The sequence below is a fragment of the Niabella beijingensis genome, assembly GCF_020034665.1.
Classification (GTDB): Bacteria; Bacteroidota; Bacteroidia; order Chitinophagales; family Chitinophagaceae; genus Niabella; species Niabella beijingensis.
Window position 1 is genome coordinate 1,155,563 of record NZ_JAIQDI010000002.1, and the last position, 12,866, is coordinate 1,168,428.

A 12,866-nucleotide genomic window follows, 5' to 3' on the forward strand; every position below is an offset into this window, starting at 1 on the left:
TCGTTCTATTTAAAATATTCCAAAAATGTGCTGGCCGGCAGCTGGTCCTTATTGACCAGGTTGGCCCGGGTAAAAGGCTCCCAGCCGTAAGCGATAGCTATTGCTTTCAGGTGTTCGGGGAGTCTGATGCAGATCTTATTTTGCTGCACACGCGCGTGTGCCGGTACAAAATGACCGTTATTGGTCAGTATACAAAAACCGGTAATTTCCCTGTTGTCGCTGGTCTGTAAACCGTCCGCATACTGAAAACGGATCTCCACCTGGTTGTGTACTCTTTTCATGGATTGAAAGAGTGGCCCCGCGGGCAATCCGGCGCGGTGATAGGTCCGGGTCAGTGCCAGCTTCGCCATACGCAATCCCACAGGGATTTTATTTTTATAATGAACGTCTGAAGGATCACCCAGATCACTGGAAACCGCCATGCCGGTATTGGGAACCGTACTCAGTAATTTTCGCTGAACATCCCTGAAGTAATTCCAGGAAGGCCGGTTGATACTGGAGAGCTGCACATAGTAAAAGGGTAGGTTTTGGTTCCAGGCAGCCCGCCAGTCGGCTACAAATACGGGAAACAGTTTTTCATATAGTGCCGCGTTGTCTGCGTCGCTTTCTCCCTGGTACCACAATATGCCTTTTACCGGAAAGGGTGCCAGCTTTTCAATCGCGGCTTCAAAATTATAAGCAGGCTCGTAGGGGTGGCGTTGCAATTTATTTTGTGTATTCCGGAGGTTGATATCTGCCCGGTCCCGGCACCACTGCATGATATAGTCGGATCGCCGCCAGTTATCAAATGCCGGCTCAAACAAGGGATTGCCCTGAAGGGTATTCCGGCTCACCCAGGAAATCAGTGGTGACCCGCCCACGGCGATTTCAATAATGCCAATGGGAATATTCATTTCCTGTTGTATTTTTTGTGCAAATACATAACCGATCGCTGAAAATGCGGCTGCTTCCTTTGACCGGTCCTGTTGCCAGCTGCCGGAGAAAAAATCAAGCTGGTTGGCTTTGCTGAGTTCAGCTGCCGTCCAGGAGCGATTATCGGTTTCTGCAAAGGGCTTCAGCTTTAATAAACGCAGTGGTCGGGTGCTGTCTGCAACGCGCACCAGACTATCACCGCCCAGGGACTCTTTAACGGAGAAATACATATTCGACTGACCGGAACAAAGCCATACGTCACCTATCAATACATTTTTTAATAGGATAGAATTGTGTTCACTTTTGATCAGGATGGTTTCGGGAACAGCGCTGGCTGTTCTTGCCGGAAAGGTGATCTCCCATTTGCCATTAAATCCGGCCTTTGCGTTTTTTTGCTGATTGCCGAAACGGATGCTTACTGTTTGAAAGGCATTGGCGGTTCCGTAGAATTTTACATACCGATCCCTTTGCAGGACCATATTGTCTGTAAATAAGAGCGGTAATTTCAATCCTCCGAAGTTCCCGCTGATATGGTCGTAAACGGTTTGTGCGATAATGCCCGCACCTGCCGCATTGGGATGCAGGGTGGCCGCATCCGGGAACAGGTCCGGGCGGTTATGAAGGGGAGCGTTTAGATCGATTAACGGCAGTTGATTGACTGCAGCTATTTGTTCGATTCTTTTTTGCAGGTCGGCATACCATTCGCTGGTGCTGGAAAGAAACCGGGAATGCCCGGTGAAAATGGGCGTAAGCCTGCAAATGAAAATTTGCATCCGGGGATTTTGTTTTTTCAAGGTATCTATAAGCCAGTTGTAATCCGGTATGAATTCGTCACGGTAGCTGGGATAATTCCTGGGATCGGTATCATTCAATCCCAGATGGATAATGGCGATGTCCGGCCGGAACAAAAGCAGCTGTTGAAATGCGGGTGTTTTATAATAAGGGTTGTGGCCTTTCTTCAATAATGTGGCACCATTATGCCCGAAATTTTTCACCTGATAATGGTGACCCAGCAGCTGCTGAAGCTGTGCCGGGTAGGAGTCTTTATCCGGATTGTCAAGGCCCCAGCCAAAGGTTACAGAATTGCCAATACATGCCACTTTTGCCGGCTGAGCCTGCAAGGTTTCGCAAACAAAGAATAGGAAAACGCATAATAAGTGGTACCTGGCCTTCATACTGTGCGGTCTTACTGCCTGATAATATCTTTAACAGGAACGGTTACAAAATTCAGTCCTCCGGTGCTTTCATATAAAATGCCAATAGTATGTTCATCCACTTTTACCAATGAAGAATAACCAAAGGACCTTCTTTCATCCAGAAGTAACTGATGGGCCGGGAGCCAGGTTTCGCCCAGGTCTAAGCTTGCTTTAATGGTTAAATGGTCGCGCACACCACTGCTGTTCATATTGCTGAAGAACAATACCTCTTTAAGTGCCCCGTTTACTTTTACCCGGGCTTTGATCAGGGATGCCATACATACAGGGTCCTGCAGGGCTTTGAATGAAGTGGGATGCTCCAGCCAGCTGCTGCCCAGGTCCCTGGTAGTAGCAATGCTCCGGAAGCCGCCCCTGTTGTCGCGCATATTGAGCATTAGTGTGCCGGGTTTTGTTTCCACCACCTGGGCCTCTGTGGTATTGGATTTGGCACCGATCCCGGATTTCCAGGTTTTGCCATGGTCGTTGCTGTAAATAATGGAAGCGTGGGGCATACCGGGGTTTTTACTTTCATCCCAATACTGGGAAGGAAATACCAGTGTTCCGTTTTGCATCGCGATCCCGTTCCCCGGTCCCTGGAAATAAAGATGCCAGATGGGGTTCTTGACCTGGGCAGTGATGTTAATGGGGGCCGACCATGTTTTTCCGTCATCAGCACTGGATGCCAAAATAAACTGACCGGAAACATCGGGGGAAAGCCCGGGCCCGGAGCCGGCAATGGAATGGTTGCCTTTACTCCATAAGGCAGCTACCCAGATCTTTTTGGTAACGGGATCAAAAAGGATGGAAGGGTCGCCGATGCCGCTGTTATCGCCCGGTCCGCCCATTTTCATGATCACTTTCATGGGCTCCCAGGTTTTGCCGTTGTCGGTGCTCCTGCTCATGCCTACATCAATATCCGCGGGAAGATCGCCGCTGTGCTTGTAACGGATATCGTAAACAGCGATCAACGTGTTGGTGGCGGTCTGTGTAATGCCGGGTATGCGATACGTATGCACGCTGTCATCCCCCGGTTGCCGGAGCGCGATACCTGTATACCATCCCCGCTGTGATCTGTTGATGGGTTGCAATGCCAGGGTGTTCCCGTTTGAAAGCGACAGCGCATCGGTTTGCAGGTCTATTTTTTTATCAGGTAATGTATTGTCGTTTAGCAGCACACTGACCCAGAGATAATTGATCCCCGGTTTTAATGAAATGTGCACCGGGATGGTGTTTTTTACTTTAATAGTGGTAATGGCTGTAACCGGCATTTCGTCAGAAAATTTGGGTTCGCTGCCCGTCGTAAAGATTTCGATCTTCCCGATGGCGGCAGCACTTGCGGGATCGGTGGTTATAACCAGTTGTCTGGTACTGGTCGCTTTGTCCGGCACGTAAATCCTGATTCTTTGAATGGGGTTGTTCTTTGCCCGCTTCAGGACAGGGATGGTATAGTTTAAAACTTCAGCGCCTGTTTTTATTTCCTGGGAAAAACAAAAGAATGGAACGCAGAAAAACAGGGCAGCCCATAAGATAAGTACGGGGGATTTTTGTTTGATCATGATCATCTGTTATAAAACGAATCGGAAAAATTATTTGTTCGTGGTTTCAGGACGGCCAGTTGTATTACTACCGCCACCAGGACGATTACGGACATGAGCGCGAAGTCCTTTCCAAGATTGCCGGCATCCGTTGCTTTTCCCAATAAGTCGGTAACAAAAGCACCGGCAAATACACCGGTCATATTCATGAGCCCGTAGGCAGTGGCCCTGTATTTGGCGGAAACAAACTGACAAAGGATGGGCATGTTGTTGGCATCGAATATTCCAAAGCCTACGCCAAAGAGAAAGGTAGCGGTAAGGATACTGAACAACGAATTGCCGAAACCGAGTAATAACAATGCCGGGATGGTCAGGCTCAGACCTGCGGCGCTGGTATATACACGGCCTTTCAGATTTTTTTGGACCCATCTGTCGGAAAGGGTGCCTCCTGTGATCACGCCGATAAAAGAAGAAACCGCGATCGTAATGGTGGCCAGCGGTCCTGCTGTATGCATGTCCAGGTTAAGATTGTGGGCAAATAAGGTAGGTAGCCAGTTTTTTGCAGCCCACCCCGGCAGACTGGGGATCGCAAAATAAAACAGGACCACCCAGAAAGCAAGATTGGTGAACAAGATGTTTAGTCCTTTTAATAAGGAAGGTCTTTTCCTGTTGCCTGACAGGGAAGCTGTGTCTCCTTGTGCCGACTGCTTTTTTGATCTTAAAAAGATCAGCAGCACGACCGAATAAACGATACCGATGATGCCGAACCAATGGAAGGTCAGCTGCCAGGAAAAATTCCTTGCGACGGTAGCTCCGAAACCTCCCAGCGCCTGCCCCATATATAAACCGGTCATGTGAATGCCTATTGCAAGGGATCTTGTTTTAGATTCATGATACTCGGTTATCAGCGCCAGGCCTGCCGGAATATAGAGTGCTTCGCTTACGCCCATGGTGGCTCTCAGAAGATAAAGCTGATGAAAGCTGGTGGCATGTCCCATGAGATAGGTGACCGCAGACCAGACAAACAGACTCCCTACGATCAGCCATTTTTTATTCAGTTTATCGGCAATGATACCGGATACCGGACTCATAAAACCGTAGATCCATAGAAATACGGCCATGAGTATCCCAAAGTTTTCAGCGCTCTGCAGTTCTTTTATATCGTGTTGCATGGAATCGCGCATGGTGGAGAGCATTTGACGGTCGAGGTAGTTTAATAAAGCAACGAACCACAGCAGCCCTACAACTACCCAGCGGTAACGATCCGCTTTGCCGGATGCGGGGGTTGTCTGTTTTTGCGGAATATCGGTTACTTTTTCAGACATTGCTCGTTTTTTTAATAGTCTCAGAGTGCGCTGGGAAATTTGTATTTTAAAATCGCCGGCGTTCTTACTCCGGCCCGGATCTCTCCCGAAGGAATAAAGACCGTATTTTTATAAGGCACGGCAGTGGTGGTTACAGGTATTGTAAAAGGAATTGTTCCTCTTTTATCCCATTGATCTTTTTCAATATTATAGACCAGCAGCTCATTGCTGAACCCCGGATGCGTTTCCTGGAGTTTGATCTTTTGCTGGTTCAGCGAATCCTTTTTTAGGGGGTCGTGCTCGTTGTCGGATTGCCGGATTATCTCTTCCGTTTCATGAAAGCGCGCACCCTTGTCACCGCCAAACAGCAGGATCTCATTTTTGCCGGTGAACATACCGGTTCCTGCTGAAAGTGCGTAGGGTAAAGGAGCTCTTGGTGTCCATTTGTTGGCGGCGATCTGAAACATATAGACCTCCCTGTATAATTGGCTGATCCCGTCACTCCCTTTTTTTCTTCCGCCGATATAGAACAAAGCCTGCTGATCGCTTGCTAAAATGCCATTGGCGGCGGGGTGTGGGAGCGGAGGCAATTTTTTCCATCCCCCGGTGGTATCCGAAAGGTCCAGTTTGTAAAATTGATCCGATACCCCGTTGCTCCTGTCGCCTCCCGCCAGGTAAATGACCGGTCCGACAGCACTGGCGGCCGCATTGGTTACAGCGACAGGCAGATCGGGCAGGGGCTGTACGATAAGCGTATCATTTACATTTTTGATCAGGAACGTTTTTGCGGAGGGACCGTTTTCATTCTCGCCGCCTCCCGCAAACAGACCTTCCGGAATGGTAACGCAGGCCGCATAGGCCAGGTTGAAAGGCAGCAGCGAAGTATTACCGGAATCAACCAGGCGATTGTGAGCTATTTTAAAAATAAAGAACCGGTTGTAATATTTTTTGGTACCACCCCGCCAGGGCATCCGGTCGGGGAAATTAGCGCCACCTCCAACGATCAGCAGATCACCGATTGTTCCTGTAACAGGGCCGGCATAACCCAGCGGCTTTTTCCCCTGCTCCGTTGCGGGAAGGGTTCCTGCTATACTCCAGATGGCTTCGGGTTGTTGTTGCTTACAGGAAAATAAACTGATAAAAATTATATAGAAACAAAGCCTGGTCATGTATACATCGGGAAATTATTATTTAGAACAAAAACCGGAAAATCCCAATGCATCCACATCCTTCCGGAAGGCTTCAAATGAGGCGGCACTCATATTCTTTACGGGTAACCGGAATTCACCACAGTCCAGCCCTGCCAGTTTCATATAGGCTTTGCCGGTGGCAATCCCTCCGTATTTGCCCAGCAGCCGGATCATATCTATGGCTTTCTGTTGCAGCTCCCTGGCTTTGTCCAGTGCCCCGTTTTTAAAGGCGGCTATCAGATCGTGGTAGAGCGGCGCGGCATAATTATAGGTACTGCCCACGGCACCAGAGCTTCCCAGGGCCAGTGCCGGAAGCATATTTTCATCTCTTCCCCAAAGCATATCATACCGCCCGTTCTCAACATACATACAGGAAAGAAAGTCCATAAAATCTTCGTGGGTGTATTTGATGCCGGCAAAGTTGGGGATGGAGCCGTTCACGGCAAGCAGCAGATCATACATCGGTATATTACAACCTGTCAACACAGGAATATGATAGTAATAAAATGCAGTTGCCGGTGCGGCCGCGGCTACCCTTCTACAGCAGGCCGCCAGGGCCGCTGCATCGGCCGGTTTGAAATAGAAGGGTGCGGTGAATGAAACGGCATAGAGGCCCAGCTGCTGGGTATATGCGGCCATTTCCTCACAATCATTGAGAGCAGTGCCGCCTACCAGCGTGATCACTTTGAATGCCGCATCGTTCCTGGTGGCGTTGGCCCAGGCCTGCATGACCTGTTTTTTTTCTTCAACACTTTGAGAGGCACCCTCGCCGGTAGAGCCATTGATAAAGGCCCCGGAGACACCATTGTTTTTGAGAAACCGGTAATACGCGGGCACCAGTTCCAGGTTTAGTTCGCCCGATGCCTTCATCGGTGTAAACGGGGCCGCTATCAGCCCCGTAAGTTTTTCGTATGAATGATTCATTTGTTTGGTAAGATAGGTTTATTCTTCTAATATTGGCTGTAGCCGGGAGTCTGTGTCAGGAGCCGGTTGTTGGTCAGGGTGTTCCTGTCTACAGGCCAGAGTAATTTATAAGATTCGGTGGACGCTATGTTGGTGTACGCATAAACATATGCATCCCCCATTCTTCTGAGGTCGTACCATCTTTTGCCCTCCAGGATAAACTCATAGAAGCGCTCCTGAAGAATGGACTCCCGGGGATCGGCATCAACCGGTTGATTGGGATAGCCGGTCGTACCTGCATTATAGTTGGCACCAAAGGCCCTGCTTCTTACCGTATTGATTTCAGTAGCCGGGTTTTCCCCCAGTGCCACCTTGGCTTCAGCCAGCAAGAGCAGCAGATCCGCATAACGATAAATGGGGAAATCATTGGTGAACTGGCGGACCCCTGCATTTTGTTCGCCCTGGTATTTGTTGGCGAATGCTCCGGCCAGCTGATAAACGCCTCCCACTAAATTATAGCCCCCCTGTATGCTGGCCCATTTCCTGGAGTCCTGGTTGCTGAATGCCCGGTAGGCCGCCATTTTGGTAGGCGCCCGGAGAAGGCCGCCCCAATTGTCCGTGGTTACATTGAATTTCCGGTTCCCCAGTGAGTCATAAAAATTGGCCAGCAGACCTGATTGCGGAAAGAAGGTGTTGGCAAAAGGAAGCTGTGCTTCATCCAGTTTATTTTTTAAGGCAAAAATGATCTCACTGTTTGCCTTATTGGAAGAGGCAAATACGTTTGCATAATTGGGGAGTAACGCCAGTGCGGGGATATTTGTCTGGATCTCTGAAAGTGCGTTTTTTGCGGTGGTGGCATCGGTAGTTCCGCCTCCGCGATGGCTGGTCCATAAATAGACTTCTGCTTTTAACATCAGGGTGGCAGCCTTAGACCAGAGCCCTTTATCATTTTTGAAGGAGTAATCTGTTCCGTAACTGGATAACGAACTTTCAATGTCGGATTTGATCAACGCCATTACAGAATCCTCGCCGGAGGCTGCTTTCGCAAGCTCGGAGATATTTATATTCACGGTGGGCTCCGTTTGAATGATTACCTTGCCCCAGGAGCGCAGCAGATGGAAGTAATAAAAGGCCCTCATGCCGTAGGCGATCCCCAGGTAGTATTGCTTTGTGGCCGGAACCATAGAAGGAACGGTTTCGATCTTACTGATCAAAAGATTGATCTGATTGATATTAAAATAGAAGTTGCCATATCCCGAAACACCGGGGTTGTCCAGGTCCAGGTTATTGGTCCAGAGCCGCTCCAGGCCCTGGGAGGATTCGCCGGTAAAAGATGCTCCGGAGCCGGGGTCCGTTCCAAATATATCCGCTCTCATTTCACCCAATGTAACCAGCTGGGTGGTGGTGGCGCGCAGATTGATATGAATGCCGGAAACGAATACATCCACCTGGTCGGGCGATTTCCAGAAGCTGGCGTCACTATAGGAACTTACGGGCGACAACTCCAGTTTTTTATTGCATGCGTTGAAAGCAATCAGCACAAAACAGGCACCTATTACAGATAAAATATTTTTTTTCATATTCAAAAGATTAAATAGCCGCTTTATTTAAAATGTTAACTGAATACCAAATGCATAAGATTTGGGAGTGGGGTAGGTACCAGTGTATACACCCGTGATCGTATTTGTTCCGGGGGTAACCGGGGGTTCGGGTGATGGTCCTGTGAATTTTGTAAAGTAAACAAGATTGTTCCCTGATAAAAATACCCGGGCACCGGTGAAAAAATGTGTTTTGGATAATAAGGCCCTGTCAAAATCATAAGAGAGCGTGATCTCTCTTAATGCCAGGTAATCCCCTTTTTCATAAAACCGGGAGTTGTTGCTGTTCAATGCTACGTTGGCATTGTTGCTTCTTGTATAGTTCTTCTTTCCGGTCGGAGCAGCCACCTGGTCGGCATAATATACTTTTGGAATGTCTGTTTCTGTGTTTGTGGGTGACCATGCCTGTTTTTGCAGATCGAAATAATTGAACGTTCCCTGGTAATTTCCAAGGGTACGTGCCACCAGATCATTATAGATCGTATGTCCCAGCGCAAATTCAAATCTGCCATAAACAGAAAATCCTTTGAAGTTGGCGGATGCCCAGAAGCCGCCTGTCCATTTCGGATAAATATTTCCGACGCGTACCTGGTCACGGGAGTCGATGGTATCATTCCTGTCAATATCCATCCAGTTCACATCGCCGGGTGTGATTTTGCCGGTGCCGTAGTTAACACCCGGTCCGCTGATGCCGGCGATCAGGTCTTTCCTGTTATTGGCCACCTGCGCGATCTCCGCTTCATCCTTAAAGATGGAAACCTGTTTAAAGGCATAGATCTCTCCCAGGGTACCACCTTCCTGGTAGCCGCCCACCCAGATCACCTGTTGTGATGTCGGGTCATACACCTGCATGCCTCCCTGGCGGTTGTTGGCATTGCCATTGTAAGGTAATTTTGTGATCTTGTTTTTTACAAATGATGCGTTGGCACCTACATCTACTTTCAATCCGCCGGGGCGGTTCACTATATTGGCAGTAACCGAAATCTCATATCCCTTGTTCTGGAATTCACCCAGGTTGGTTCTGAAACTGTTAAAGCCGGTATAATTGGGCAGGTCCAGCTGTGTCAGCAGGTCGCTTGTGTTCCGTACATAATAGTCAAATAAGACATTGACCCTGTTTTTAAAAAGACCCAGGTCAAACCCAACATCCGTGGTCTTGCTTTTTTCCCAGCGAAGATTGCTGTTTACCAGTCCGGTGTAAGAGAACCCCGCATTGCCGTTGTACAATCCCTGGGAGCTGTAAACACCCTGTACCTCGTACCTGCCCAGACCGGCAACATTTCCGTTGACGCCATAACTGAAGCGGGGCTTGAATGTGGAGATGACATTGGAGATGCCGCTGTTCGCAAAGAAGGATTCATTATGAACATTCCATCCGGCAGACATACCGGGGAAAAAACCGAACTGATGGTCTGCTGCAAGACTGGAAACCCCGTCCTGGCGAAAAACCAGTTGCAACAGGTACCGGTTGTCAAAGTCATAATTCAGGCGGCCGAAAGCGGAAATGATCCGGTATTCGGAGCGGTTGGTATAATTGGCGCCGGCTGCAAAAGCGGTGGCCGCATTTACCGTTGTTATATCATCTGTAGGTGATTTTGTTCCCGAAACCTGCATATCAAAATTCCGGATCCCGTAGTATTCCGCGGCCAGCATGGGATTGATGGTATGCTTTCCAAAGCTCTTGGTATAGTTGAGCAGGGCATTGTATTGTTGCTGAAAATAACGGGTTTGAGTGGCGTAGGAGGGCCGGGCCGTGCTGCTGTATGTTGGCTGGGGAAGAAAAATGTTTGCGTACGTTTGGGTGGCTTTGGTAAACCCTTCGTTTAATGACTGGTATAAATACCCGGATCCGCTTACTTTCAGGTAAAGGTCTTTGATGATATCCCACTTTACCGAAGCATTGGCGGTGATGCGGGTCACTTCATTGCTGCGGATGTTTTTTTCCAGCCAGTAAAGCGGATTTCCGTCAGACGCGCTGTTGCCGGGATTCGGCAATGTTTTGGCACTGTCGATCCAGGGGTTGAAGGTAGGCCAGATGGCCATACTTCTGTAGAGAGTGTTTACATCACCCGCAATAGCGCCGTACTGGGACGATGTTGAAAAAGTAGACCCCGCTGTGACCTCCAGGTTGGGTTTGATCTTGTAAGAGCCGTTCAGATCCAGCGAATATCTTTTATAATCCGATCCGACGATGATGCCGTCTTCATTGTAATAATCGAAGGCCGCAAAGAATTTGCCGCGGTCATTTCCGCCCATAACATTGATGTAATGGTCGTTGGTGTGCGTATTGCGGAAAACAATGTCTTCTATTTCGCCTGAATGATCTTTAAAGATAATGGTGCCTCCGTAAGGATCTCCCACGGTATCCCAGCCCCTGCTGAGCAGATAGGCAGTGCCGGAATTATACTGGCGTATGTCGAAGGACGAGAGATTGGCGCTGTCGGTAAACAGCCCGTAGCCCCTGCTTTGATTGGTTTGTGTCAAGGTCCTGCCGGAGTTCAGGTTGCCGAGCCTGTTATAATAAATAAAATCTTTTGCATTCATATAATTGTACAGGTCGCGGCGTTTGTTGTATCCCCCGGTATATTTGTAAGTAACCTCTGCTTTGCCCTGTTTGCCCTGTTTGGTGGTAACCAGGATAACCCCATTATTTGCCCGTGCTCCATAAATGGCTGTTGCGGCGGCATCTTTCAGTAATTCTATGGATTCGATATTCTGGGCCGGGATGTCATTGTAATCGCGGATCACACCATCCACTACCACTAAAGGGCTGCCCGGGCTGTTAATGGATGCACCGCCTCTCAGCATCACCATCGGTGTTGCGCCCGGCTGACCGGTAGCATTCACCACCTGCAGCCCGGGAACGGTTCCCTGAAGTGCGCTGGCTACGTTTGAACGGGGTGCTGTTTGCAGTACTTTATTATCCAGTTTGGAAATGGCGCTGGTAACATTCCTCCTGCTTTGTGTACCGTAACCTACCACTACCACTTCATCCATTTTCGATGCAGCCCCGGCGCTTAGTTTAATAACGGGAGGGATAGCTCCGGAAACGCGCCATTCCGTGGAGGCATAGCCGGCATAACTTATTTCCAGGATCTGATCCTGATCTGCAGCGATCTCAAAGTCGCCTTCTGCATTGGTGAGGGCGGTGCGGGCCGTTCCTTTAAGAGAAATGGTTGCTCCTTCCAGGGGGGCATCGTTGGTTTCATCTACAACTTTTCCTTTTACAGTGCGGGATTGCGCAAAGGCACTGGTAACAGTAAACGTAATTAAAAACAATAAAATTGTCTTCTGGCAAACACTACGCATAGATGGTTTAAATTTTTATTTTAGTATTATGTAAGACATAATAAAATTAATGCTTATTTTTAAACCGCCAAATTTTTTTAGATTTTGTTTTTGTCGTCAAGAGTATAATTTTGCTAATTCAAATAAGTATCTGTGGATAACGTTTTTAAATCAATTGAAAATTACAGCCTGGTAGACCGGGTGGAAGCCAATATTATCGATTTGCTGCATCACCGGAAATTAAAAGTAGGAGACAGTATCCCCAAGGAGCTGGACTTAGCCACCAGTCTGGGTGTCAGCCGTACCGTGATCCGTGAGGCATTGATGCGCCTTCGGATAATGGGGCTGATCGATACAAGAAAGAAAAAAGGAGCGGTGATCACGAGTCCTGATATATTCAGCAACCTTGCCAAGAGCCTGAATCCTTATGTATTAAGTGATGATACGTTGAAAGAAGTCTTTGAGATCCGGCTGGTACTGGAGATTGGTATGGCCGATCTGTTGTTCCGGAGGGTAACGGAGGATGATATCAAAGACCTGAAGCAGATTGTTAAGAACGAGCCTTCATCCACCAAAAGCTTTATGTTTAATGCATCGTATGAGATCGCATTTCATGGAAAGCTTTATGATATTTCCCAGAACGATACCCTGAAACGTTTTCAAAACCTGTTGCTTCCGGTTTTTGATTACGTACAGAAAAGTTCCCTGGTGAATCAGAATGTAAGTCCCAAGAAATTCGTTTCCCATAAACAACTGATTTCAATTCTGGAAAAAGGCACGCCAGAGGAATTCCGGAACGGGATGCGCAGTCACCTGGAAAATCATTTTAACCGGCTTATAGATTAGGTCCGTTCCGGTCTGCGGGATATTTCCGGGTAAAACAGCGGGTGCCGGAGGAGAGTTCCTGAACGCAATACGAGCCTCCGGTTTTTAGCGGATT

General features: G+C 48.4%; 8 protein-coding genes. 1 reads left to right on the forward strand and 7 read right to left on the reverse strand.

Annotated features, from left to right (window positions below; translation table 11 throughout):
* Positions 1-5 precede the first annotated feature (5 nt).
* The 7 genes from K7B07_RS20895 to K7B07_RS20925 all read right to left on the reverse strand — a co-directional run bounded on the left by K7B07_RS20895 (position 6) and on the right by K7B07_RS20925 (position 11,947).
* Positions 6-2,012 carry a GDSL-type esterase/lipase family protein gene (locus tag K7B07_RS20895; protein WP_223712484.1) on the reverse strand — a complete coding sequence of 669 codons (2,007 nt, stop codon included), beginning with the start codon at positions 2,010-2,012 and terminating at the stop codon, positions 6-8.
* Between the two features lie 86 nt (positions 2,013-2,098).
* On the reverse strand, positions 2,099-3,664 hold the full coding sequence (locus tag K7B07_RS20900; protein ID WP_223712485.1) for a sialidase family protein: 1,566 nt from the start codon (positions 3,662-3,664) through the stop codon (positions 2,099-2,101).
* A 2-nt stretch (positions 3,665-3,666) separates the two neighbouring features.
* Positions 3,667-4,968, reverse strand: a complete 1,302-nt coding sequence (locus tag K7B07_RS20905; RefSeq protein ID WP_223712486.1) for an MFS transporter — start codon at positions 4,966-4,968, stop codon at positions 3,667-3,669.
* Between the two features lie 20 nt (positions 4,969-4,988).
* Positions 4,989-6,116: a hypothetical protein gene (locus K7B07_RS20910; protein ID WP_223712487.1), complete on the reverse strand. Its 1,128-nt coding sequence runs from the start codon at positions 6,114-6,116 to the stop codon at positions 4,989-4,991.
* A gap of 18 nt (positions 6,117-6,134) precedes the next feature.
* Positions 6,135-7,061 (reverse strand): dihydrodipicolinate synthase family protein, encoded by a 927-nt coding sequence (locus tag K7B07_RS20915; protein WP_223712488.1) that lies wholly within the window; start codon positions 7,059-7,061, stop codon positions 6,135-6,137.
* Positions 7,062-7,087: 26 nt separating this feature from the next.
* The gene (gene nanU / locus K7B07_RS20920; protein WP_223712489.1) at positions 7,088-8,620 is read right to left on the reverse strand and encodes a SusD family outer membrane lipoprotein NanU; all 1,533 of its coding nucleotides are present in this window, start codon (positions 8,618-8,620) and stop codon (positions 7,088-7,090) included.
* Positions 8,621-8,647: 27 nt separating this feature from the next.
* Complete coding sequence (locus K7B07_RS20925) at positions 8,648-11,947, reverse strand: SusC/RagA family TonB-linked outer membrane protein (protein ID WP_223712490.1); 3,300 nt, start codon at positions 11,945-11,947, stop codon at positions 8,648-8,650.
* Positions 11,948-12,079: 132 nt separating this feature from the next.
* Between K7B07_RS20925 and K7B07_RS20930 the strand changes: the two genes are divergently transcribed.
* Positions 12,080-12,772 carry a FadR/GntR family transcriptional regulator gene (locus K7B07_RS20930; RefSeq protein WP_223712491.1) on the forward strand — a complete coding sequence of 231 codons (693 nt, stop codon included), beginning with the start codon at positions 12,080-12,082 and terminating at the stop codon, positions 12,770-12,772.
* Positions 12,773-12,866 lie beyond the last annotated feature (94 nt).